Origin of the sequence: Pseudomonas sp. 58(2021), assembly GCF_017491585.1 — a bacterium.
GTDB lineage: Bacteria > Pseudomonadota > Gammaproteobacteria > Pseudomonadales > Pseudomonadaceae > Aquipseudomonas > Aquipseudomonas fluorescens_BT.
Map to the genome: position 1 here is coordinate 21,384 of NZ_JAFGYZ010000034.1, position 24,917 is coordinate 46,300.

The 24,917-nt window shown below is 60.9% G+C and carries 18 protein-coding genes and 1 pseudogene; 8 read left to right on the forward strand and 11 right to left on the reverse strand.

Going from position 1 to position 24,917, the window contains the following annotated elements; genetic code table 11:
* Nucleotides 1–55 precede the first annotated feature (55 nt).
* From J5M72_RS27335 to ppsA, 4 genes are all read right to left on the reverse strand, one after another.
* Nucleotides 56–1,051 (reverse strand): zinc transporter ZntB, encoded by a 996-nt coding sequence (locus tag J5M72_RS27335; protein WP_169429559.1) that lies wholly within the window; start codon nucleotides 1,049–1,051, stop codon nucleotides 56–58.
* Nucleotides 1,052–1,075: 24 nt separating this feature from the next.
* Nucleotides 1,076–1,567 carry a ribonuclease E activity regulator RraA gene (gene rraA, locus J5M72_RS27340; protein WP_065259739.1) on the reverse strand — a complete coding sequence of 164 codons (492 nt, stop codon included), beginning with the start codon at nucleotides 1,565–1,567 and terminating at the stop codon, nucleotides 1,076–1,078.
* A 226-nt stretch (nucleotides 1,568–1,793) separates the two neighbouring features.
* Nucleotides 1,794–2,783, reverse strand: coding sequence for an alpha/beta fold hydrolase (locus J5M72_RS27345; protein WP_207868024.1), 990 nt, complete (start codon nucleotides 2,781–2,783; stop codon nucleotides 1,794–1,796).
* 98 nt (nucleotides 2,784–2,881) lie between these two features.
* Nucleotides 2,882–5,257 carry a phosphoenolpyruvate synthase gene (ppsA, locus tag J5M72_RS27350; protein WP_207868026.1) on the reverse strand — a complete coding sequence of 792 codons (2,376 nt, stop codon included), beginning with the start codon at nucleotides 5,255–5,257 and terminating at the stop codon, nucleotides 2,882–2,884.
* 174 nt (nucleotides 5,258–5,431) lie between these two features.
* Between ppsA and J5M72_RS27355 the strand changes: the two genes are divergently transcribed.
* The 3 genes from J5M72_RS27355 (at nucleotide 5,432) to J5M72_RS27365 (ending at nucleotide 9,629) form a co-directional block, all read left to right on the forward strand.
* Nucleotides 5,432–6,250, forward strand: a complete 819-nt coding sequence (locus tag J5M72_RS27355; RefSeq protein ID WP_169429557.1) for a pyruvate, water dikinase regulatory protein — start codon at nucleotides 5,432–5,434, stop codon at nucleotides 6,248–6,250.
* A 296-nt stretch (nucleotides 6,251–6,546) separates the two neighbouring features.
* A complete protein-coding gene (locus J5M72_RS27360; RefSeq protein ID WP_207868028.1) occupies nucleotides 6,547–8,292 on the forward strand; it encodes an ABC transporter permease subunit in 1,746 nt (581 codons plus the stop codon).
* Nucleotides 8,293–8,306: 14 nt separating this feature from the next.
* Nucleotides 8,307–9,629 (forward strand): nitrate/sulfonate/bicarbonate ABC transporter ATP-binding protein, encoded by a 1,323-nt coding sequence (locus J5M72_RS27365; protein ID WP_207868030.1) that lies wholly within the window; start codon nucleotides 8,307–8,309, stop codon nucleotides 9,627–9,629.
* Between the two features lie 20 nt (nucleotides 9,630–9,649).
* Here the strand turns inward: J5M72_RS27365 and prpD are convergent, their stop codons facing one another.
* The 6 genes and pseudogenes from prpD to J5M72_RS27395 all read right to left on the reverse strand — a co-directional run bounded on the left by prpD (nucleotide 9,650) and on the right by J5M72_RS27395 (nucleotide 18,264).
* A complete protein-coding gene (gene prpD, locus J5M72_RS27370; RefSeq protein WP_207868032.1) occupies nucleotides 9,650–11,134 on the reverse strand; it encodes a 2-methylcitrate dehydratase in 1,485 nt (494 codons plus the stop codon).
* A 223-nt stretch (nucleotides 11,135–11,357) separates the two neighbouring features.
* Nucleotides 11,358–12,631, reverse strand: a pseudogene (gene prpF / locus J5M72_RS27375) (2-methylaconitate cis-trans isomerase PrpF).
* Nucleotides 12,632–12,685: 54 nt separating this feature from the next.
* Nucleotides 12,686–15,280, reverse strand: a complete 2,595-nt coding sequence (gene acnD, locus J5M72_RS27380; protein WP_207868037.1) for a Fe/S-dependent 2-methylisocitrate dehydratase AcnD — start codon at nucleotides 15,278–15,280, stop codon at nucleotides 12,686–12,688.
* 203 nt (nucleotides 15,281–15,483) lie between these two features.
* Nucleotides 15,484–16,611 (reverse strand): 2-methylcitrate synthase, encoded by a 1,128-nt coding sequence (gene prpC, locus J5M72_RS27385; protein WP_207868039.1) that lies wholly within the window; start codon nucleotides 16,609–16,611, stop codon nucleotides 15,484–15,486.
* 43 nt (nucleotides 16,612–16,654) lie between these two features.
* On the reverse strand, nucleotides 16,655–17,545 hold the full coding sequence (gene prpB, locus J5M72_RS27390) for a methylisocitrate lyase (RefSeq protein WP_007951973.1): 891 nt from the start codon (nucleotides 17,543–17,545) through the stop codon (nucleotides 16,655–16,657).
* Nucleotides 17,542–18,264, reverse strand: a complete 723-nt coding sequence (locus tag J5M72_RS27395) for a GntR family transcriptional regulator (RefSeq protein ID WP_169432611.1) — start codon at nucleotides 18,262–18,264, stop codon at nucleotides 17,542–17,544. Before J5M72_RS27395 ends, prpB begins: the two co-directional genes overlap by 4 nt.
* A gap of 298 nt (nucleotides 18,265–18,562) precedes the next feature.
* On the opposite strand from J5M72_RS27395, the gene J5M72_RS27400 reads away from it, so the two are divergent.
* From J5M72_RS27400 to pabB, 4 genes are all read left to right on the forward strand, one after another.
* Nucleotides 18,563–19,099 carry an ATP-dependent zinc protease gene (locus J5M72_RS27400; RefSeq protein ID WP_169429550.1) on the forward strand — a complete coding sequence of 179 codons (537 nt, stop codon included), beginning with the start codon at nucleotides 18,563–18,565 and terminating at the stop codon, nucleotides 19,097–19,099.
* Between the two features lie 5 nt (nucleotides 19,100–19,104).
* Nucleotides 19,105–20,640, forward strand: coding sequence for an inactive transglutaminase family protein (locus tag J5M72_RS27405; protein ID WP_085711890.1), 1,536 nt, complete (start codon nucleotides 19,105–19,107; stop codon nucleotides 20,638–20,640).
* On the forward strand, nucleotides 20,640–21,626 hold the full coding sequence (locus tag J5M72_RS27410; protein ID WP_169429549.1) for an alpha-L-glutamate ligase-like protein: 987 nt from the start codon (nucleotides 20,640–20,642) through the stop codon (nucleotides 21,624–21,626). The genes J5M72_RS27405 and J5M72_RS27410 overlap by 1 nt, the downstream gene beginning before the upstream one ends.
* Before the next feature lie 108 nt (nucleotides 21,627–21,734).
* Complete coding sequence (pabB, locus tag J5M72_RS27415; RefSeq protein ID WP_207868041.1) at nucleotides 21,735–23,078, forward strand: aminodeoxychorismate synthase component I; 1,344 nt, start codon at nucleotides 21,735–21,737, stop codon at nucleotides 23,076–23,078.
* A gap of 41 nt (nucleotides 23,079–23,119) precedes the next feature.
* Here pabB and thrH read toward each other — a convergent pair whose 3' ends face one another.
* Nucleotides 23,120–23,737 carry a bifunctional phosphoserine phosphatase/homoserine phosphotransferase ThrH gene (gene thrH, locus J5M72_RS27420; protein ID WP_119428417.1) on the reverse strand — a complete coding sequence of 206 codons (618 nt, stop codon included), beginning with the start codon at nucleotides 23,735–23,737 and terminating at the stop codon, nucleotides 23,120–23,122.
* Between the two features lie 163 nt (nucleotides 23,738–23,900).
* Between thrH and J5M72_RS27425 the strand changes: the two genes are divergently transcribed.
* Nucleotides 23,901–24,635, forward strand: a complete 735-nt coding sequence (locus J5M72_RS27425) for a phosphoadenylyl-sulfate reductase (protein ID WP_007960132.1) — start codon at nucleotides 23,901–23,903, stop codon at nucleotides 24,633–24,635.
* Nucleotides 24,636–24,917: the final 282 nt, after the last annotated feature.

Here is a 24,917-nt window from a genome sequence, read left to right on the forward strand (position 1 = left end):
CTCGTGATGTCTGTGAAAGACGCGGGCAAATTTGGTCGGGTCACATGGCCCATCGTCAAACCCAGCGCAATCGGCGGAACAACCACCATTGTCCGAGCGCCACCAGGACCATCAGCAGGCATGCCACCAGGAAGCCGTAAGGGCTTCCGGAAAGTGGAATTCCACCGACATTGATCCCCAGCAGGCCGGTGAGAAAACTCATCGGCAAGAAGATCCCGGTGATGATCCCGAAGCGGTACATGGTGCGATTCATGCGCACGCTCAAACGCCGGTCTTCGGTGTCCAGCACAAGCCCCACGCGCTCTCGGGTCAATTCGAGCTCTTCGAGGTAGCGGGTCAGGCTGTTGTTCAATTCGTTCCAATAGTCCGCGTCGTCATCGACGAACCATGGCAGTTTTATTCGCGTCAGCTGTCCGAAAATATCGCGCTGCGGTGCGAGAAAACGCTTCAGTCCGGCGGCTCGACGACGGATGTGCAAAACCGCTCCGTGCTCGGGGGTATACCGTTCGTCGGCGTCCAGCTTTTCTTCCTCTTCATCGACCACTTCCGAGAGGCAAGTGACCAGATCCTGCACCTTGTTGGTGAGATATTGCGCAAGATAAAGAATGAGTTCGGACGACGTTTTCGGGCCCTTGCCCTCCCCCAGCATCGCCAGCAGTTCATCCGTGGCGCGCAATGGGCGCAAACGCAGGGAAATCACACGCTGGGCCGAAGCGAAAATCCGTACCGAGACCATGTCTTCCGGCTCGGCCCCAGGATTGAGGTTGACCCCGCGCAAAAACAGCAGCAACTCGGAATCGGGCAGCGGCAACAGCCGTGGACGGGTGTTCTCTTCCAGCAGCAGATCGCAGGTGAATTCGTTCAGTCCGCTGGACTTGCGCAGCCAGGTCTGGGTCTGCGGGTGACTGCGATCCCAGTGCAGCCACAGGCTTTCATGGGCCTGCAGCTGCAAATCGTCGAGTTCAGTCCGGGCTATCGAACGCGCACCGCCTTTACCATCCAGCACCAGGGCATGCACCAGCCCCCATTGCGCGTTTTCTTCCTCGAACATCCTCACCCCAGTGCTTGCCGCGATTTATTCAGGCATCTTCAGCGGGCTCGGCGAGATAATCACGCCGTTGTTGTCCGCATAGATGTATTGGCCCGGATGAAACGTAACGCCCGCAAACGTCACCGGCACGTTGAGGTCGCCGATACCCCGCTTGTCGGTCTTCATCGGGTGGCTGGCCAGTGCCTGCACGCCGAGATCGGTCTGGGCGATGACGTCCACATCACGGATGCAGCCGTAGATGACCAGCCCTTCCCAACCGTTTTTCGAGGCTTTCTCGGCGAGCATGTCGCCCAGCAGCGCACGCCGCAGGGAACCGCCGCCATCGACCACCAGCACCTTGCCGTTGCCCTTGAGTTCAACCTGTTCCTTGACCAGCGAGTTGTCTTCGAAGCACTTGATGGTCACGATTTCGCCGCCGAAGGAATCACGGCCACCGAAATTGCTGAACATCGGTTCCAGCACCTGCACCAGCTCCGGATAGGCGTCGCACAGGTCAGGCGTGAGGTAATGGTTCATCGAATAACTCCTGTAACAAGGAAGACGATCAAGGATGTCGCACTCTTTTGAAACGAGATCCGACGGTCGCTGTTTACCTTAGTCCATGCAATGGTCGCTGAGTGAACCTGAACACAGGCTGAAACGTAATAGCGAAACAGCCACCAAATGTGACCGGAACCGTCCAATGCGTCATATCTTAGCCGCAAGCCGACCCGAACGAAATGCCCTTTTCAGAGCCCTCCGCTCATCCTGCCGCCGCCAGATCCATCTTTTCGCCAAGTAATGGCGTGTGCTGGTCAGCCAGCCAGCGCGCCACCAGTGGCCAGACTTCGGCCTGGGCGGCCTTGCTCACCAACATTTCGACATGACCGAAATTTTCGCTGAAGCCCTGTTCACGACCCAGATTGATAAATTGCTTGTGCTCGGAGCCGACCTGATCGAACAACTTGCGGCAGGCCCAGGCCGGATCCTGATGATCCCCGACCGCCGTCACGGCCAACACCGGCACCTTGACATCGGCGAGCCCCGCCCACCAATCCTTGTCCTTGTCCCCGAAACGCCCGAACAGGCCATACCAGCGCATGCTTTCCAGCGCGAGGCCGATCGGCTCGTCTTCCGGGCCACGCTTGAGACGCGAGCCGGACAACTGGGCAAAACGCTTGAGAATGAAACGCCCGCTCCATTCCACCGGCGGAATTTTCAGCGGCCAGTAGGTACGACTGACCTGCGTGCCGAAAAACGCTGCCGACGCTACGGCCGGTTCGCCGAGGTATTCGCCGCCCAGGGCAGCCGCGAGCGTAATGCCGCCCAGCGAATGACCGATCCAGTGCGGGATCTGCCCGCTCTGTTCACGCACGAACGCGGCGATGGCCGGCAAATCGTAACGGGCGTAATCGGCGACGCGGTTGCGGCGATAGTCCTCGTTGCGCTGGGACATGCCGTGGCCGCGCATTTCCGGGATCCATACATCGAACCCCAGACGCGTCAGATAAGCGCCCAGCCCCAGACCTTTCGGGGAGAACCAGAAGCGCCGGTTGGAGAAGCTGCCGTGCAGCAAGATCACCGGCACGCCGCGTGTCGCCGGTTCATCGGCCATGCCGAGACGGGTCACCGCGATTTCCACGGACCAGTCAGGGCTGTTGCCCGGCTTCAAACGGTAGATGTCTTCGCTCAGATCACCGCGTCGTTCAGCGCTGATCAGGGCGACAGGAAATAGGTTGCTGCTGCTTTGCATAATGCTCTTGCACAAAAAAGGGCGGCATCCGGAGAGCTCGCCCTACTTCAATCTTAAAGCCCCGGCCCGGGTCAACGGGCCGGGGCTTCATTCACGGTTTATTCCGCCGCCTGGCCTTCGGCAAGGAAGAACCAGGTTTCCAGCACGGTGTCCGGGTTCAACGATACGCTTTCGATGCCCTGCTCCATCAGCCACTTGGCGAGGTCCGGGTGGTCCGAAGGGCCCTGACCGCAGATGCCGATGTACTTGCCGGCCTTGTTGCACGCGGCAATCGCGTTGGCCAGCAGCTTCTTGACTGCCGGATTACGCTCGTCGAACAGGTGCGCGATGATCCCGGAGTCACGGTCCAGGCCCAGTGTCAGCTGGGTCAGGTCGTTGGAACCGATCGAGAAACCGTCGAAGAATTCGAGGAACTCTTCAGCCAGGATCGCGTTGGATGGCAGTTCGCACATCATGATCACGCGCAGGCCGTTGTCGCCGCGCTTCAGGCCGTTTTCGGCCAGCAGATCGACCACCTGGCTGGCTTCGCCCAGCGTACGGACGAACGGCACCATGATTTCGACGTTGGTCAGGCCCATCTCGTTGCGCACGCGTTTCAGCGCACGGCACTCGAGTTCGAAGCAGTCACGGAACGATTCGCTGATGTAACGCGAAGCGCCACGGAAGCCCAGCATCGGGTTTTCTTCTTCCGGCTCGTACAGCTTGCCGCCGATCAGGTTGGCGTATTCGTTGGACTTGAAGTCCGACAGACGCACGATGACCTTCTTCGGCGCGAACGCAGCGGCCAGGGTACTGATGCCTTCAACCAGTTTCTCGACATAGAAACCGACCGGATCGTCGTAACCGGCGATGCGCTTGTCGACGCTTTCCTTGATGTCCTGCGGCAGGCCGTCGTAGTTCAACAGCGCTTTCGGGTGGACGCCGATCATGCGGTTGATGATGAATTCCAGACGGGCCAGGCCCACACCGGCGTTCGGCAGCTGCGCGAAGTCGAAGGCGCGGTCCGGGTTGCCGACGTTCATCATGATCTTGAACGGCAGCTCCGGCATGGCGTCCACGGAGTTTTTCTTGATGTCGAAGCCCAGTTCGCCTTCGAAGATGTAACCGGTGTCGCCTTCGGCGCAGGACACGGTCACGCCCTGGCCATCCTTCAGCAGCTGGGTGGCGTTGCCGCAACCGACGACAGCCGGAATACCCAGTTCACGGGCGATGATCGCCGCGTGGCAGGTACGGCCGCCACGGTTGGTGACGATGGCGCTGGCGCGCTTCATCACCGGTTCCCAGTCCGGGTCGGTCATGTCGGAGACCAGCACGTCGCCCGGCTGGACCTTGTCCATTTCGGAGACGTCCTTGATGATCCGCACCTTGCCGGCGCCGATGCGCTGACCGATGGCACGGCCTTCCACAAGCACGGTGCCGGTTTCTTTCAGCAGGTAACGTTCCATGACGTTGGCCTGGGTGCGGCTCTTCACGGTTTCCGGACGGGCCTGCACGATGTACAGCTTGCCGTCGTCACCGTCCTTGGCCCATTCGATGTCCATCGGGCAGCCGTAGTGCTTCTCGATGATCATCGCCTGCTTGGCCAGCTCGCTGACTTCGGCGTCGGTCAGGCAGAAACGCCCGCGCTCGGCCTTGTCGACATCAACGGTTTTCACCGAACGACCGGCCTTGGCCTCGTCGCCGTAGATCATCTTGATGGCCTTGCTGCCCAGGTTGCGGCGCAGGATCGCCGGGCGACCGGCCGCAAGCGTGCCCTTGTGGACATAGAATTCGTCCGGGTTCACCGCGCCTTGTACGACGGTTTCGCCCAGGCCGTAGGCGCCGGTGATGAACACCACGTCACGGAAGCCGGATTCAGTATCGAGGGTGAACATCACGCCGGCGGTGCCGGTTTCCGAACGCACCATGCGCTGCACGCCGGCCGACAGGGCGACCAGTTTGTGGTCGAAGCCCTGGTGCACGCGGTAGGAAATGGCGCGGTCGTTGAACAGGGAAGCGAACACTTCCTTGGCCGCACGGATGACGTTTTCCACGCCACGGATGTTCAGGAAGGTTTCCTGCTGACCGGCGAACGAGGCGTCCGGCAGGTCTTCGGCGGTGGCGGAGGAACGCACGGCCACCGCCACATCGGGATTGCCGGCCGACAGCGCGGCGAACGCGGTGCGGATCTCGGTGTTCAGTTTTTCAGGGAATTCGGCTTCCATGATCCATTGGCGGATCTGGGCGCCGGTCTTGGCCAGCGCGTTGACGTCATCGACGTCCAGGGCGTCGAGAGCCTTGTGGATCTGGTCGTTGAGGCCGCTCAGCTCGAGAAAGTCGCGATAGGCCTGCGCCGTGGTGGCGAAACCGCCGGGGACCGACACACCGGCACCGGCCAGGTTGCTGATCATCTCGCCCAGGGATGCGTTCTTGCCCCCCACATGCTCAACATCGTGTTTGCCGAGCTTATCGAGGGAAACTACGTACTCTACCAAGGTGATCTCTCCACTAACTGTGTTGGAAAAGCTCAGAAACCGGCGGCTCGGGGGAGCATCGGCCGGTTGTATGGCCTGGACCTGGAAAATAAGTGAGAATGCGGGCCGATGGCGGCCGGCAAATCGCGCCTATCATATCCAGAAATACTCATTAGCTTAAGGCCCAAGGTGCAAATGAAACGATCTGCTTTCTTTATCTCCGATGGCACCGGCATTACTGCCGAAACCCTGGGTCAAAGCCTTCTGGCGCAGTTCGAAAACATTACCTTCACCAAGCTCACGCGGCCCTACATCGACAACGCGGACAAAGCGCGGGCCATGGTACAACAAATCAACAAAGCCGCTGAAACCGATGGTTTCCGGCCGATTATCTTCGACACCATCGTCAATCAGGACATCCGTGAGATTCTCGCAACCTCCAATGGTTTCATGATCGACATTTTCTCGACGTTCCTCGCCCCGCTCGAACAGGAACTGACCGAGCACTCTTCCTACACCGTCGGCAAATCCCATTCGATCGGCCACAACTCCAACTACATGGAGCGGATCGAGGCGGTGAACTTCGCCCTCGATAACGACGACGGCGCCCGCACCCACTATTACGACAAGGCCGACCTGATACTAGTGGGCGTGTCGCGTTGTGGTAAGACGCCGACGTGTCTGTACATGGCGATGCAGTTCGGCATCCGCGCGGCCAACTACCCGCTGACCGAAGACGACATGGAACGCCTGCAATTGCCAACCGCCCTGCGCGCCCACCAGCACAAGCTGTTCGGTCTGACCATCGACCCGGACCGCCTTACCGCGATCCGCAACGAGCGCAAGCCCAACAGCCGCTATTCGAGCTACGCCCAGTGCGAATTCGAAGTGCGCGAAGTGGAGAACCTGTTCCGCCGCGAAAACATCCCGCACATCAACTCCACGCATTTTTCCGTGGAAGAGATTTCGGCGAAGATCCTGGTGGAAAAAGGCGTGGAGCGGCGTTTCAAGTAACCCCGACGCGCCCAACCTGTCCGCAGGCTGAATGAAGTATCACAAGCTCGCCTGCGGGCCGTGTTTTTTACGCCTTTGTAACATTCCGAAATATACAATCCGCGCAAGTTGCGTATCCGGCCACAAACCGGATGCGCCAACCCTCTCGGCCCGCTGAATTCAACGGGCCCGCAGCATCCAGCCTCCCCATTGAAGTCAAGGAATGAGCGTCCGTTCATTCCCGGGTGCGCCGTGCAGACTGAAGCTACGTTCAGACTGCCGCGCCTCCATTCAGAGCACTGCAGGAATCACTGCTTATGAATAAGGTGTTCCGTCACTACATACCGGCCTCGACCCGACGTCTGCTGCCCAATCGCTGGGACTTGATCGCCCTGCCGCTGGTGATCGGCTTCCTGCTGTTTTTCTCGATCGGCGCCCGGGAAACCTGGGCCCCGATCGGCACGCTGCAAAGTGAAGTGGTCTCACTCGACCCGAGCCATTTGCCGGAATACGCCATGCGCACCACCCTGCGCATGCTCGCGGCGATGGTGGCGTCACTGGTGTTCACCCTGCTCTACGGCACCTTGGCGGCCAAAAGCCGACGCGCCGAAAAACTCCTGGTGCCGGTGCTGGATATCCTGCAATCGGTGCCGGTGCTGGGTTACATCTCCTTCACCGTGACCTTCTTTCTGTTGCTGTTTCCCGGCCGGGTACTGGGCGCGGAATTCGCCGCGATCTTTGCCATTTTCACCAGCCAGGCCTGGAACATGACGTTCAGCTTCTATCAGTCGCTGCGCATGCTGCCGCGGGATCTGGTGGAGGTCTCGACCAACCTGCAACTGTCCGGCTGGCAGAAATTCTGGAAGCTCGACGTACCCTTTGCGATGCCCGGGCTGGTCTGGAACATGATGATGAGCATGTCCGGCGGCTGGTTCTTCGTGGTGGCCTCCGAAGCGATCACCGTCGGCGACCAGACCATCACCCTGCCCGGGATCGGTTCGTTCCTCGCCCTGGCCATCGCGCAAAAAGACATGCACGCCGTGGGCTACGTCATCCTGACGATGATCGTGGTCATCCTGATCTATGACCAGTTTCTGTTCCGCCCGCTGGTGGACTGGGCCGACAAGTTCCGCATGGAGAACACCGCCTCGCAGACCGCTGCGCCGGAGTCCTGGGTGCTGAATCTGATTCAGCGCACCCGGATGATCCAGCGCATTTTGCGCCCCATCAGTCGCGCCACCAGCCGCCTCGGCAACATGCGCCTGAACCTGCCGCGTTCGGCGCGCAAGGTCATGACTTCGCAAAGCCCCGCCACCACCAAGGCCATCGACTGGATCTGGGGCTCGTTTATCGCGCTGCTGACCGCGTATGCGCTGTACCACATCGTGCTGTATGTCGGCACCGAGGTGACGTTCGCAGAAGTCGGGCATGTGTTGCTGTTGGGGCTGTTCACTCTGTTGCGAGTGGCCGGGCTGATCTTCATCGCCTCGCTGATCTGGGTGCCGCTGGGCGTGATGATCGGTCTGCGCCCGGCACTGGCGGAAAAGATCCAGCCGCTGGCGCAGTTTCTCGCGGCGTTTCCGGCAAACCTGTTGTTCCCGGTATTCGTCATCGTGATCCTGCGCTACCAGTTGAACCCGGACATCTGGCTGAGCCCGCTGATCGTGCTCGGGACGCAGTGGTACATCCTGTTCAACGTGATCGCCGGGGCCAGCGCCTTCCCCAATGACTTCAAGGAAGCCGCCGCCAACTTCCGCATTCGCGGCTGGCTGTGGTGGCGCAAGGTGATGCTGCCAGGGATCTTCCCGTATTACGTGACCGGCGCCATCACCGCTTCGGGCGGCGCATGGAACGCCAGCATCGTCTCCGAATTCGTTTCCTGGGGGCAGGACAAAGTCGTCGCCCACGGCCTCGGCGCCTACATCGCGCAAACCACTGCCGCCGGCGACTTCCCGAAAATCACCCTCGGCGTGGTGGTGATGTCGTTCTTTGTCGTGGCCTTCAATCGCGTGGTCTGGCGACCGATGTACGCCATGGCCGAAAACAAACTTCGCCTGAACTGACGGGATTCGATGTGATGAATACCTATACCGAACACACGGGTGCCACACCCGAAATCTACTCGCTCACCGACGTCAACCGAGTGTTCGGCAAGGGCAAGGACGAGCTGCAGGTGCTCAGCGGGATCAACCTGGCCCTGCACGAAGGCGAAATAGTCGGCATGCTTGGCCGCTCCGGCTCGGGCAAGTCCACCCTGCTGCGGATCATCGCGGGCCTGATCGAGCCCTCGTCCGGGGAAGTGCTGTACAACGGCAAGCCGCTGGACGGCCCGGCCGAAGGCGTGGCCATGGTGTTCCAGACCTTTGCCCTGTTCCCGTGGCTGACGGTGCTGGAAAACGTCGAGGCCGGCCTGCAGGCCTTGCAGGTCGAACGCAAAGAAGCACGCAAGCGAGCGCTGGCGGCCATCGACCTGATCGGCCTGGACGGTTTCGAAAACGCCTACCCTCGCGAACTGTCCGGCGGCATGCGCCAGCGCGTGGGGTTCGCTCGCGGGCTGGTGGTCAACCCGACGCTGCTGTTGATGGACGAACCCTTCTCGGCGCTGGACGTGCTGACCGCCGAAACCTTGAGAAACGATCTGCTGGACCTGTGGAGCGGCAAGCAACTGCCGATCAAATCGATCCTGATCGTGACCCACAACATCGAAGAAGCGGTACTGATGTGCGACCGCATTCTGGTGCTGTCGTCCAACCCGGGGCGGCTGGTGGCGGAAATCAAGGTGCCCTTCGCCCATCCGCGCAATCGCCTGGATCCGGTGTTCCGGCAAATGGTCGATGACATCTACGCGCAGATGACCGACCGCCGCAGCACCGACGCTGGCACCGGCAAACCCGAACTGAAGATCAGCAGCCCGCTGCAGGAAGTATCCACCAACCTGATGGCAGGCCTGATCGAAACCCTGGCGGCCGAGCCCTACAACGGTCACGCCGGCCTGCCCACCGTGGCCGAACGTCGCTTGCTGGAAGTGGACGACCTGTTTCCGGTGGCCGAAATGCTCGAATACCTGGGCTTCGCCGAACTCAAAGGCGCGGATATCACCCTGACCGAGGCCGGGAAACTGTTCGCCGACTACAGCACCCAGGCACGCAAGACCCTGTTTGCCGAACATCTGATCCGCTACATACCGCTGGCCGCGCGGATCCGTCAGGTATTGCTGGAGCGCAACGGCCACCGGGCGCCACGGGTGCGTTTCGAGCAGGAACTGGAAGATTCGCTGACCGAGGCCTTCGTCGAGAAAAACCTGGAAATCGTGATTGCCTGGGGTCGCTACGCCGAGATTTTCTCCTACGACGACAACACGGAGACCTTCAGCCTGGAAGATGTCGAGGGCAGCCTGTAGCCCTCGACAATCCCGGCGATTCAGATCACGAACAAGTCGACAAAGCGGTTCACCGGCGTCGCCTCTAGCCGCACCTGATCCTTGCACAGCGCAAGGATCTCGGCGCCGCGCTGGCCGGTAAAACGCGTGGCCAGGTTCGCCCTGAACTTGTCCTCCAGCAACGGAATGCCCTCGGCCCTGCGCCGACGGTGACCGATCGGGTACTCCACCACCACATTTTCGGTGCTGGAACCGTCCTTGAAAAACACCTGCACCGCATTGGCAATCGAGCGTTTGTCGGGCTCGAGATATTCGCGGGTGAAACGCGGATCTTCGACGATGACCATTTTTTCGCGCAGCACATCGATGATTGGATGGGCCCTGTGGAAATCGTCCTCGTACTGCTCGGCCACCAGATTGCCGAACGCCAGCGGCACGGCGGTCATGTACTGGAGGCAGTGATCGCGATCGGCGGCGTTGGCCAGCGGCCCGACCTTGGAAATGATGCGGATCGCCGACTCATGGGTGGTGATGACAATCCGGTCGATCTCATGCAGACGATTGCGCACCTGCGGATGCAGGGTCACAGCGGCTTCGCAGGCGGTCTGCGCGTGGAACTCGGCGGGGAAGCTGATCTTGAACAGCACGTTTTCCATCACGTAACTGCCGAACGGCCGCGAGAAGCTGAAGGCGCGCTTGCCTTCGGGCTTGAGTGCCAGATCGTTGTTGGTGTGGCTGAACAGCACGTCGTAGAAACCCCACTGCTTTGCCGTCAGCACACCGGGAATTCCCATTTCACCGCGCAGGGCGATGTCGGCAAGGCGCACGCCGCGACTTGAGGCATCCCCCGCCGCCCAGGATTTGCGCGAACCGGCATTTGGCGCATGCCGGTAAGTGCGCAACGCCTGACCATCGGCAAACGCATGGGACAACGCCGACAACAACTGCTCGCGATTGGCGCCCATGAGTTTGGCGACAACGGCTGTCGAAGCCACTTTCACCAGAATCACATGGTCGAGGCCTACGCGGTTAAAGGAGTTTTCCAGGGCGATCACGCCCTGAATCTCGTGGGCCATGATCATCGCTTCGAGCACATCGCGCACGGTCAACGGCGCTTCGCCATTGGCCAGACGCTTTTGTGCCAAGTGATCGGCCACCGCGAGAATCCCGCCGAGGTTGTCCGATGGATGCCCCCATTCGGCGGCGAGCCAGGTGTCGTTGTAATCGAGCCAGCGTACGATGCAGCCGATGTCCCACGCGGCCTTTACCGGATCCAGGCGATAGGATGTGCCCGGCACTCGGGCGCCGAACGGCACGACGGTGCCTTCTACGATGGGGCCCAGGTGCTTGGTGCATTCGGGAAAACGCAGGGCCAGCAGTCCGCAGCCCAGCGTGTCCATCAGGCAGTTGCGGGCGGTGTCGAGGGCTTCGGCGGATTCGATTTTGCAGGTGAGGACGTAATCGGCGATGTCCTGCAGGACATCGTCGTAGTCGGGGCGGTTGTTCAGGTCGACGTTGGCGCTCATTGCGGTTCTCCTGGGTGGGGAATGATGAGTGGTGGGGTCTTCCTCAGGGGCCTGGCTGGTTTGTTGAATGCAGGTCTGGGGTGCCTGCTCGTTGTGTGTTTCTTCAGTTAGTAAAGCCCCTCACCCTAGCCCTCTCCCGCAGGGAGAGGGGACCGAATGGGGGATGTTCAAAAGCTACGCCGACCTGAAAGTGCTTTGCCGAATCCATAATCGCCACGCTTTTTCAGGTCGATGTATCCCGCAAGACACCTCGGTCAGCCCCCTCTCCCTCCGGGAGAGGGCTGGGGTGAGGGTAGGCTTTTGATCTTAAAAAGAGTCGCCTGGTACGCGAACGAAACCTTCCATCAGGACGCGGGCACTACGGCTCATAATCGCTTTCTTCACAACCCATTCGCCGTTTTCAAGGCTGGCCTCAGCCCCCACGCGCAGGGTTCCGGACGGATGCCCGAACCGCACCGCATTACGCTCAACACCACCAGCCGCCAGATTCACCAACGTGCCAGAGATAGCCGCCGCCGTACCAATCGCCACCGCCGCCGTGCCCATCATCGCGTGGTGCAACTTGCCCATCGACAACGCCCGCACCAGCAAATCCACATCCCCGGCCGCAATCGCCTTGCCACTGGATGCCACGTAATCCGCAGGTTTGGCGACAAACGCAATCTTAGGCGTGTGCTGCCGCTTGGCCGCTTCATCCAGATTGGAAATCAGCCCCATGCGCAAAGCACCGTAGGCACGAATCGTCTCGAACATCTGCAACGCTTTCGGGTCGCTGTTGATCGCGCTCTGCAGTTCGGTGCCGGTGTAACCGATGTCTTCGGCGTTGACGAAGATCGTCGGGATACCCGCGTTGATCATGGTCGCCTTGAACGTACCGACGCCCGGCACTTCCAGCTCGTCGACCAGGTTGCCGGTGGGGAACATCGAGCCACCGCCGCCCTCTTCTTCCGCTGCCGGGTCCATGAACTCGACCTGGACTTCGGCGGCCGGAAAAGTCACGCCGTCGAGTTCGAAATCACCGGTTTCCTGCACTTCGCCGTTAGTGATCGGCACGTGGGCAATGATGGTCTTGCCGATGTTGGCCTGCCACACGCGAACCACCGCCACGCCGTTGTGCGGAATGCGGCTGGCGTCCACCAGACCGTTGCTGATGGCGAACGAACCGACCGCCGCCGACAGGTTGCCGCAGTTGCCGCTCCAGTCCACGAACGGCTTGTCGATGGACACCTGACCGAACAGGTAATCGACGTCGTGATCGGCCTTGATGCTTTTCGACAGGATCACGGTTTTGCTGGTGCTCGACGTGGCACCGCCCATGCCGTCGATCTGCTTGTCGTACGGGTCGGGGCTGCCGATGACCCGCAGCAACAGCGCATCACGGGTCGGACCGGGAATCTGCGCGGCTTCGGGCAGATCCTTGAGGCTGAAAAACACGCCTTTGCTGGTGCCGCCGCGCATGTAGGTGGCGGGAATTCTTATTTGCGGTGCGTGAGCCATGGTGCTCCTTATCAGCAAACGCGGGTCAACCGACCCGCGTTCGCACTACGTGATTTAAACGGCAACCGCCGACTCTTCGAGGAAGTCCTGGGCGAAGCGTTGCAACACGCCGCCGGCCTCGTAGATCGACACTTCCTCGGCGGTGTCGAGGCGGCAGGTCACCGGCACGTCGACGCGTTCGCCGTTTTTGCGATGGATCACCAGCGTCAGGTCGGCGCGCGGGGTGCGCTCGCCGATCACGTCGTAGGTTTCGCTGCCGTCGATGCCCAATGTCTTGCGGTCGGTGCCCGGTTTGAATTCCAGCGGCAACACGCCCATGCCCACCAGGTTGGTGCGGTGAATGCGTTCGAAACCTTCGGCGGCGATCGCTTCCACGCCCGCCAGCCGCACGCCCTTGGCCGCCCAGTCCCGGGACGAGCCCTGGCCGTAGTCGGCGCCGGCGATGATGATCAGCGGCTGCTTGCGCTCCATGTAGGTTTCGATGGCTTCCCACATGCGCATCACTTTGCCTTCCGGCTCGACACGGGCCAGCGAGCCCTGCTTGACCTTGCCGTTTTCCACGACCATTTCGTTGAACAGTTTCGGGTTGGCGAAGGTCGCGCGCTGCGCGGTCAGGTGGTCACCACGGTGGGTCGCGTAAGAGTTGAAGTCCTCTTCCGGCAGGCCCATTTTCGCCAGGTATTCGCCGGCGGCGCTGTCGAGCATGATCGCGTTCGACGGCGACAGGTGATCGGTGGTGATGTTGTCCGGCAGCACCGCCAGCGGGCGCATGCCCTTGAGCGGACGCGCCCCGGCCAGCGCGCCTTCCCAGTACGGCGGACGACGGATGTAGGTGCTCATCTCGCGCCAGTCGTACAGCGGCGCGACTTTCGGGCCGGTGTCTTCATGAATGGCGAACATCGGGATGTAGACCTGACGGAACTGCTCGGGCTTGACCGAGGATTTCACTACGGCGTCGATTTCTTCGTCGCTCGGCCAGATGTCTTTCAGGCGAATTTCCTTGCCGTCGACCACGCCCAGCACATCTTTCTCGATGTCGAAACGAATGGTGCCGGCAATCGCGTAGGCCACCACCAGCGGCGGCGAAGCGAGGAATGCCTGCTTGGCGTACGGGTGAATCCGACCGTCGAAGTTGCGGTTGCCGGACAGCACAGCGGTGGCGTACAGGTCGCGGTCGATGATCTCTTGCTGAATCACCGGATCCAGCGCACCGGACATGCCGTTGCAGGTGGTGCAGGCGAAGGCGACGACGCCGAAACCGAGTTGCTCCAGCTCCGTGGTCAGCCCCGCTTCATCGAGGTACAGCGCCACGGTTTTCGAACCCGGCGCCAGCGACGACTTGACCCACGGCTTACGCGTCAGCCCGAGCTTGTTGGCGTTGCGCGCCAGCAGGCCGGCAGCGATCACGTTGCGCGGGTTGCTGGTGTTGGTGCAACTGGTGATGGCGGCGATGATCACCGCGCCGTCGGGCATTTGCCCCGGGACGTCTTCCCACTGGCCGGCGATGCCTTTGGCCGCCAGATCCGACACCGCCACGCGGGCGTGCGGATTGCTCGGGCCGGCCATGTTGCGCACCACCGAAGACAGGTCAAAGGTCAGGCCGCGCTCGTATTGCGCGCCTTTCAGGCTGTCGGCCCACAGACCGATCTGTTTGGCGTACTGCTCGACGAGCTGCACTTGCTGATCTTCACGACCGGTAAGTTTCAGGTAGTCGATGGTTTGTTGGTCGATGTAGAACATCGCCGCCGTAGCGCCGTATTCCGGAGCCATGTTGGAGATGGTCGCGCGGTCGCCGAGGGTCAGCGCGGAAGCACCTTCGCCGAAGAACTCCAACCATGCGCCGACCACTTTCTGTTTGCGCAGGTACTCGGTCAGCGCCAGCACCATGTCGGTGGCGGTGATGCCCGGTTGCAGCTTGCCGGTCAGTTCGACGCCGACGCTTTCCGGCAGACGCATCCACGACGCGCGGCCGAGCATCACGCTTTCAGCTTCGAGGCCACCGACACCAATGGCGATCACGCCCAGCGCATCGACGTGCGGGGTGTGGCTGTCGGTGCCGACGCAGGTATCCGGGAACGCCACGCCGTCGCGCACCTGGATCACCGGAGACATTTTCTCCAGGTTGATCTGGTGCATGATGCCGTTGCCCGGCGGGATCACGTCGACGTTCTTGAACGCCTTCTTGGTCCAGTTGATGAAGTGGAAACGGTCTTCGTTGCGACGGTCTTCGATGGCGCGGTTCTTCTCGAACGCCTGCTTGTCAAAACCGCCCGCCTCGACCGCCAGCGAGTGGTCGACGATCAGTTGGGTCGGCACTACCGGGTTGACCTGCGCCGGGTCGCCGCCCTGCCGGGCAATCGCGTCACGCAGGCCGGCCAGATCCACCAGCGCGGTCTGGCCGAGAATGTCGTGGCACACCACGCGGGCCGGGAACCACGGGAAGTCGAGGTCGCGTTTGCGCTCGATCAGTTGTTTCAGGGAATCGTTGAGCGTCGCCGGGTCGCAGCGACGCACGAGGTTTTCCGCCAGCACGCGAGAGGTGTACGGCAGGGTGTCGTAGCTGCCGGGCTGGATCCCATCGACCGCCGCGCGGACGTCGAAATAATCCAGCGGCGTGCCGGGCAGGTTCTTGCGAAATTCTGTGTTCATCGGTCAGGACTCGGTCACGGTGATAACAAGAGGTGAGCGCTACCTCGGTATTGAAATCAACTCGGTCAACTGTGGGAGCGGGCTTGCTCGCGAATGCGGCGTGTCAGTCGACATATCATTGACTGACACGCCGCATTCGCGAGCAAGCCCGCTCCCACATTGGTTCCCGGTTTATCCAGTCAACAACGCGGCAGCGCCACCATTCAGCGACGTTCGATGGGCACGAACTTGCGCTGTTCGACGCCGGTGTACTCGGCGCTTGGACGGATGATGCGGTTGTTGGCGCGCTGTTCGAACACGTGCGCCGCCCAGCCGGTCAGGCGCGAGCAGACGAAGATCGGGGTGAACAGCTTGGTCGGGATGCCCATGAAGTGGTACGCCGAGGCATGGTAGAAGTCGGCGTTGGGGAACAGTTTCTTTTGCTCCCACATGGTTTTGTCGATGGCTTCCGAGACCGCGAACAAGACCTTGTCGCCCACTTCGTCGGCGAGTTTTTTCGACCAGCCCTTGATCACCTCGTTGCGCGGATCGCTGTCCTTATAGATCGCGTGGCCGAAGCCCATGATCTTGTCCTTGCGCTCGAGCATGCCGAGGGTGCCCTTGATCGCCTCTTCCGGCGACGAGAAGCGCTCGATCATTTCCATCGCCGCTTCGTTGGCGCCGCCGTGCAGCGGGCCGCGCAGCGAGCCGATGGCCGCCGTGACGCAGGAATACAGATCGGACAGGGTCGAAGCGCACACCCGAGCGGTGAAGGTCGAAGCATTGAATTCGTGTTCGGCGTAGAGGATCAGCGACACGTTCATGACTTTGACATGCAGTTCGCTCGGTTTCCTGTCGTGCAGCAGGTGCAGGAAGTGGCCGCCGATGGACTGCTCGTCCGTCACGCAATTGATGCGTTTGCCGTCGTGACTGAAGCGATACCAGTAGCACATGATCGCCGGGAACGCGGCCAGCAGGCGGTCGGTCTTGTCGCGTTGCTCGGAGAAGTCCTTCTCCGGCTCGATGTTGCCCAGGAACGAGCAACCGGTACGCATCACGTCCATCGGGTGGGCGTCGGCGGGGATGCGTTCCAGCACTTCTTTCAGCGCTTGCGGCAGGTCGCGCAGCTTGCTCAGTTTTGCTTGATAGCCGGCGAGCTGTGCCTGGGTCGGCAGCTCTCCGTAAAGCAGCAGGTAGGCCACTTCTTCAAATTGTGCGTCTGCCGCCAGTTCGCGCACGTCGTAGCCGCGATAGGTCAGCCCGGCACCGGCCTGGCCCACGGTGGACAGTGCGGTTTGCCCGGCGACCTGGCCCCGGAGCCCGGCGCCACTGAGTACTTTTGCTTCGGCCATTGTTGTCTCCAATCTTGAATTTATTAGGGAGTACGGTTGCGGCTTACTTCTTCGCCGCAAACAACGCGTCGAGCTTCTGCTCGAAGGTGTGGTAATCGATGCGATCGTAGAGCTCCATGCGAGTCTGCATGGTGTCGATGACATTCTGCTGAGTGCCGTCGCGGCGGATCGCGGTGTAGACGTTTTCTGCAGCCTTGTTCATCGCGCGGAACGCCGACAGCGGGTACAGCACCAGCGACACATCCGCGCCAGCCAGTTGCTCGGTGGTGTACAGCGGCGTAGAGCCGAACTCGGTGATGTTGGCCAGGATCGGCGCTTTCACCCGACTGGCGAACAGCTTGTACATCTCAAGTTCAGTGATGGCTTCCGGGAAGATCATGTCGGCGCCGGCCTCGATGCACGCGGCGGCGCGATCCAGTGCCGATTCCAGGCCCTCAACGGCCAGCGCGTCGGTGCGGGCCATGATCACGAAACTGTCGTCGGTACGGGCATCGACGGCAGCCTTGATGCGGTCGACCATTTCCTGCTGGGTCACGATCTCTTTGTTCGGACGGTGGCCGCAGCGCTTGGCGCCAACCTGGTCTTCGATGTGAATCGCTGCCGCGCCGAACTTGATCATCGATTTGACGGTGCGGGCCACGTTGAACGCCGAGGCGCCGAAACCGGTGTCCACGTCCACCAACAGCGGCAGGTCGCAGACGTCGGTGATGCGGCGCACGTCGGTCAGCACGTCATCCAGGCCGGTGATGCCCAGGTCCGGCACGCCGAGGGAGCCGGCAGCCACCCCGCCACCTGACAGGTAGATCGCCTTGAAACCGGCGCGCTTGGCCAGCAACGCGTGGTTGGCGTTGATTGCTCCGACCACTTGCAGCGGATGTTCGCTGGCGACCGCATCGCGGAAACGCTGGCCTGGAGTGCTCTTGTTGGAACTCATGACTCACCTCGTTCAGTGGCTGTCTTATTGTCGGCGCCGTCCTGGTAGTGACGGGCGATGTTGCGTTTCGAGGCGCCGATGTGACGGCGCATCAACAATTCCGCGAGCTCGCCGTCACGGTCGGCGATGGCATCGAGAATCCGGTGGTGTTCGGCAAAGGCCTGGCGCGGGCGGTTGGGCGTGGTGGAAAACTGGATGCGGTACATGCGCACCAGTTGATACAGCTCGCCGCAGAGCATCTGGGTCAGGGTGCGGTTGCCGCTGCCCTGGATGATCCGGTAGTGAAAGTCGAAATCGCCTTCCTGCTGGTAGTAGCCGACGCCGGCCTGAAATGCCGCATCGCGCTCATGGGTTTCCAGCACCCGGCGCAGTTCGTCGATTTCTTCGACACTCATGCGTTCGGCCGCCAGACGGCAGGCCATGCCTTCGAGGGATTCGCGGATTTCGTAGAGTTCGAGCAGTTCGGCGTGGCTCAACGACACCACCCGTGCGCCGACATGCGGCACGCGCACCAACAGGCGCTGGCCTTCCAGACGATGAATCGCCTCGCGCAGCGGCCCGCGGCTGATGCCGTAGGTGCGCGCCAGCTCCGGCTCGGAGATCTTGCTGCCCGGAGCGATCTCGCCTTTGACGATGGCGGCCTGGATACGCCGGAAGACGTTTTCGGACAGGGTTTCCGAATCGTCGCCGCTGATAACGGGGGGATCGAGTTGATCCAGCATATTGTCGACACCTTTAAATCCAATGCGGCAAAAACTAGCGAATCAGCCCATCCCAGTCAAAGGATAAATGGATATTGTCGACAATCGTCTAATAACCCTCAGGATCAACCCCAAGGGTTATAGACCCGCTCGGGCGCTGGCGCCATAAAACCACCGTGCTAGAATGCCGCCCGCATTTGCCAGTCACTTGCACGGCTTGTCATAAAAAGCTGATAGGCACACGAAGGCGCGCGCAGACAGGATCTCCTGATGCCGTGGCCCTGAACCGAGAACGGACCGCTGCTCACCAGGATTTATGAGACTCAAGCCCTTCCCCACCTTTTTCTATCTGTTTTGCCTGCCCAGCCTGGCTGTGGCGGGGGAAAAGACTGTGTACGGCCTCAACGAATACGCTGCCCTCGACGGGATCAACCTGGAAGTGGCGGCTAAACTCGACACCGGGGCGAAAACCGCTTCCCTGAGTGCCCGCGACATCAAACGCTTCAAGCGCAACGGCGAATCCTGGGTGCGTTTCTACCTGGCCATCGACGCCGCGCATTCGCACCCGATCGAACGGCCGCTGGCCCGGGTCAGCAAGATCAAGCGCCGCGCCGGCGACTACGATCCGGAAGAAGGCAAGAAGTACACCGCGCGCCCGGTGATCGAGCTGGATATCTGTATGGGTTCAGCAATGCGCAGCATCGAAGTGAACCTGACCGACCGCAGTGCGTTCCAATATCCGCTTTTGATCGGCTCCGAGGCGCTGAAACGCTTCGATGCGCTGGTCGATCCCAGTCTTAAATACGCTGCCGGCAAACCCGCCTGCGCCATCGCCGCTCATACCGCCGAGTAATTTCCATGCGTTCTCTAACCTTCCACCTGAAAATCCTGATCACCATCCTGGTGCTCCTGGGCGTTTCGGTTACGGCCTATCAGATTTTCGTGCTTGGCATCCCGGTGACCGAAGACGCCACCGACGACTTGTGGAACATCGACGCCAAGGTCGAGTTCGTCGCCAGCACCAAGGATCCGGTCAAGATCCAGATGTTCGTGCCGCCCCTGAGCCGCGATTACGTCAGCCTCAATGAAAGCTTCATCTCCAACAATTACGGCGTGGCGGTCAACCGTGTCGACGGCAACCGCAAGGTCACCTGGTCGGCACGCCGGGCCAAGGGCAACCAGACCCTGTATTACCGCCTGGTACTGACCAAGCGTTACACCGCCGAGAAAACCAAGGTCAAAGGCCCGACTTTCCGCGACAGCATGGCCATCGAAGGCCCGGAAAAAATCGCCGCCGAAGCCCTGCTCGCCCCGATCCGCCAGCACTCGGCCGACGTCGAGACCTTCATTGGCGAAGCGATCAAACGTGTCAACAATACCAACGACGACAACGTGAAACTGCTGCTGGCTGGCGACCCATCGACGGCCCACAAGGCAAAAATCGTTGAGCTGCTGCTGTCCATCGCCCACGTTCCTGTCGAGAAAGTCCACACCATTCGCCTCGTCGCCGATCAGCCACAAACCCCTGAACTGTGGCTGCGCAGCTTCAACGGCAACGACTGGCTGTACTTCAATCCGGAAACCGGCGAACAAGGTCTGCCGACCGACCGCCTGCTATGGTGGACCGGCGACGAAAACCTGATCACCGTCGACGGCGCGAAGAAGGCCAACGTGACCTTCAGCCTGAACAACAGCGAGATGAACGCGATTCGTCTGGCCAAGCTGACCGACGAAAACACCGACGCCAACTTCCTCGAATACTCGCTGTACGGCTTGCCGCTGCAAACCCAGCAGACGTTCATGATCATGGTGATGATCCCGATCGGCGTGCTGGTGATCCTGATTCTGCGCAACCTGGTCGGCCTGCAGACCCTTGGCACGTTCACTCCGGTGCTGATCGCCCTGGCCTTCCGCGAGACGCAGCTGGGCTTCGGCATACTGCTGTTTACCGTGATCACGGCGCTTGGGCTGTCACTGCGTTCGTACCTGGAACACTTGAAACTGCAAATGCTGCCCCGTCTGTCGGTGGTGTTGACCTTCGTGGTGGTGCTGATCGCGGCGATCAGCCTGTTCAGCCACAAGCTCGGTCTGGAACGCGGCCTGTCGGTGGCGCTGTTCCCGATGGTGATTCTGACCATGACCATCGAACGCCTGTCGATCACCTGGGAAGAACGCGGCGCCAGCCACGCTCTGAAAGTGGCGATCGGCACGCTGTTCGCAGCGTCCCTGGCCCACCTGATCATGACCGTTCCGGAGCTGGTGTACTTCGTGTTCACCTTCCCGGCGATCCTGCTGATCCTGGTGGGCTTCATGCTGGCCATGGGTCGCTATCGCGGTTATCGCCTGACCGAACTGGTGCGCTTCAAGGCCTTCCTGAAGAAGGCTGACGCCTGATGTTCGGTTTCTGGAAGACCTGGAAGGCCCTGGAAGCCCGGGGCATCATGGGCATCAATCGACGTAACGCGGACTACGTGCTCAAGTACAACAAGCGCAGCCTGTACCCGATCGTCGATGACAAGATCATCACCAAGGAACGCGCGATCAAGGCCGGTATTCATGTGCCGGAACTGTACGGCGTGATTTCCACAGAGAAGGAAATCGACAACCTCGACGAGATCATCGGCGGGCGCAACGACTTCGTGATCAAGCCGGCCCAGGGCGCCGGTGGTGACGGCATCATCGTCATCGCCGACCGTTTCGAAGGTCGCTATCGCACCGTATCGGGCAAGATCCTCACCCACGAGGAGCTGGAGCACCATATCTCCAGCATCCTGACCGGCCTGTATTCACTCGGTGGTCACCGCGACCGGGCACTGATCGAGTATCGGGTGACCCCGGACCAGATCTTCAAGAGCATCAGCTACGAAGGCGTGCCGGACATCCGCATCATCGTGCTGATGGGCTACCCGGTAATGGCCATGCTGCGCCTGCCGACCCGTCAGTCCGGTGGCAAGGCCAACCTGCACCAGGGCGCCATCGGCGTCGGTGTCGATCTGGCCACTGGCCTGACATTGCGTGGCACCTGGCTGAACAACATCATCGCCAAACACCCGGACACCACCAACGCGGTGGACGGCGTGCAACTGCCCTACTGGGACGGTTTCATGAAGCTTGCCGCCGGTTGCTATGAACTGTGTGGCCTGGGTTACATCGGCGTGGACATGGTGCTGGATCAGGAAAAGGGCCCGCTGATTCTCGAACTCAATGCGCGACCGGGGCTGAATATCCAGATTGCCAATGACTGCGGCCTGACTGCACGTACCCATGCGGTGGAAGCGCATCTGGAGGATCTCAAGACACGTGGCGTGACAGAGTCGGCTGAAGAGCGGGTGGCGTTTGCTCAGGCGTTGTTTGGGCATATTCCGGCGGTCGAGGGCTAAGTCGCACTACCTGCCACCAATCTGCCAATCCCCGACATCCCCTCTAGGAGCAATTCCCGGAGGGGACTACAATCCCCACCCCGCCTTGATGGCCGATCTGCCCCGCCCATGTTGACCTGTTCCGTACACCCGCTGCCCTACCGCGCCAACCCCGCCGACTATTTTGCGGCCGTCCGCCATGCGCCCGGCGCCGTGCTGCTCGACAGCGGCCGGCCGAGTGCCGACCGTGGCCGTTATGACCTGCTCAGTGCCTGGCCGCTGGAACAGCTGGCGGTATTGCCGGACGAGCGCGGCGACGATTTCCTGCAACGTCTGCGGGACAATCTGACCCGGCTGGGCGAAGCACAATTGCCCGACGGGTACGAATTGCCCTTCGCCGGCGGCCTGATCGGCTACCTGAGCTACGACTTCGGTCGGCATCTGGAAAACCTGCCGAGCCAGGCCCGGGATGACCTGCAATTGCCCGATGCGCGTTTTGGTCTGTACGACTGGGCACTGATCAGCGATCACCAATCGGCCACCAGCCAACTGGTGTTTCACCCCTCGGTCAGCGCCAGCGAAAAACAACGGCTGATCACTGTGTTCAGCCAACCAGTGAACACCGAACCGGCCCCGTTCAAGCTGAACAGCCCGATGGCGGCTGATCTTTCGGCCGACGAATACCGTCAGGCGCTCGAACGCATTCATCAATACATCCAGGCCGGCGACTGCTATCAGGTCAACTTCGCCCAGCGTTTCCGCGCACCCTGCGAAGGCGACCCATGGCTGGCCTACTGCAAATTGCGTGAGGCCTGCCCGACGCCGTTTTCCGGATTCCAGAGCCTTCCTGACGGCAATGCAGTGCTGAGCCTCTCCCCCGAGCGCTTCGTCAAAGTCAGCCAGCGCCAGGTGGAAACCCGTCCGATCAAAGGCACTCGCCCCCGTGGCGCGACCCCGGCCGAAGACGCAGCCAACGCCGCCGAACTGCTGGCCAGTCCCAAGGATCGCGCGGAAAACCTGATGATCGTCGACCTGCTGCGCAATGACCTGGGCCGCACCTGCCGTATCGGCTCGGTGCGAGTGCCAGAGCTGTTCAGCCTGGAAAGCTATCCGAACGTGCATCATCTGGTCAGCAGCGTGACCGGTGAACTGGCGGAAGATCGCGACGCCCTGGACCTGATCGCCGGCAGCTTCCCCGGCGGCTCGATCACCGGCGCACCGAAGATCCGCGCGATGCAGATCATCGACGAACTGGAACAGACCCGCCGTGGTTTGTATTGCGGTTCGTTGCTGTATCTGGATGTTCGCGGCGAGATGGACAGCTCCATCGCCATTCGCAGTCTGCTGGTGAAGGATGGACAGGTGTGCTGCTGGGGCGGCGGCGGGATCGTCGCCGACTCGGACTGGGAAGCGGAGTATCAGGAGTCGATTACCAAGGTCAGGGTTCTGCTCGAAACCTTGCAGAACCTCTGACGTGTGTGGCGAGGGCATTTGCGCCCTCGTCACAGAATGACTTAAAGGCTCAAATCGCGATTCGAAGCTTTGAGGAATTCCTGTTTCAACTCGGCAAAGCTGTGCACCGCCGGAAACTGCGGGAACTCGCGGATCACGTTATCCGGCGCATGGAACAGAATCCCCGCATCCGCCTCGCCCAGCATGCTGGTGTCGTTGTAGGAATCCCCCGCCGCAATCACCCGGTAATACAGGCTCTTGAAAGCCAGGACCGACTGACGCTTCGGATCTTTCTGACGCAACTGATAGCCCGTGACCCGCCCGCTTTCGTCAGTGATCAGGCGGTGACAGAGCAAGGTCGGAAAACCCAGCTGACGCATCAGCGGCTGGGAAAACTCGTAGAAGGTGTCCGACAGAATCACCACCTGAAACCGCTCGCGCAGCCAGTTGACGAACTCTACCGCGCCGTCCAGCGGCTTGAGGGTCGCGATCACTTCCTGGATGTCCGAAAGCTTCAGGCCATGCTCGTCGAGGATGCGCAGGCGCTGCTTCATCAGCACGTCGTAGTCGGGAATGTCCCGGGTGGTGGCCTTGAGCGATTCGATTCCGGTTTTTTCGGCGAAGGCGATCCAGATTTCCGGTACCAGCACCCCTTCAAGATCAAGACAGGCGATTTCCACAAGACACTCCCGTTTGTAATGTTTATTGAGTCGAGCGAGCCCGCACTCTAGCCGCTCGACCTGGAGCGCGCAACGCAGAGGCCGCCCCGACGGGCGTTGCTTTTTGTTACCATCGCCGCCATATAGAGCGCCCAGCGCCACCGACCTGTAGGAAGCCGCCCTGATGAGCCCAACGTTCGACGTCGTGGAACTCGCCACGACCTATGCCAACAAATCCGCGCAGGACATCCTCAAGCTCGCGTTCGCCGAGTTCGGCGACGACCTGTGGATATCTTTCAGCGGCGCCGAGGATGTGGTGCTGGTGGACATGGCCTGGAAGCTGAACAAGAACGTCAAGGTGTTCAGTCTCGACACCGGCCGCCTGCATCCGGAAACCTACCGATTCATCGATCAGGTGCGCGAGCACTACAAGATCGATATCGAACTGGTCTCGCCGGACTACACCAAACTTGAACCGTTCGTGAAGGAAAAAGGCCTGTTCAGCTTCTACAAGGACGGCCATGGCGAATGCTGCGGCATCCGCAAGATCGAGCCGCTGCGCCGCAAGCTGTCAGGTGTCAAAGCCTGGGCTACCGGCCAGCGCCGCGATCAAAGCCCTGGCACCCGCAGCGCCGTGGCGGTGATGGAAATCGATACAGCGTTCTCCACCCCGGAGCGCACCCTGTACAAGTTCAACCCGCTGGCGCAGATGACCAGCGAGGAAATCTGGGGCTACATCCGCATGCTGGAGCTGCCGTACAACAGCCTGCATGAGCGCGGCTTCATCAGCATCGGCTGCGAACCGTGCACCCGCCCTGTCCTGCCGAACCAGCACGAACGCGAAGGTCGCTGGTGGTGGGAAGAAGCGACCCAGAAAGAATGCGGGCTGCATGCGGGGAATATCATCAGCAAGGCGTAAATTCCCAGCCCCGATGATGCGACTGTGGGAACAAATCAGCTCCCACAGTGTTCTCTACCCGCCTTGAAAAATGTGTACACACGAATGTCACCATCAGTGCCATTTATGTGTGCACTTTTCGTTTCTGCGCCCTGAAAAGTTACATCACGCTCCAGAAACGAATCCTCCCGGCGCCCGCCAAAATCCCTCCCGAAAAATAAATACCTGTTCGAACGGTCAATTTATATCGCCTGAGTTTCAGCGACTTGGCGCCATTCAATAACTTTTAGAAATCAGCGAGGG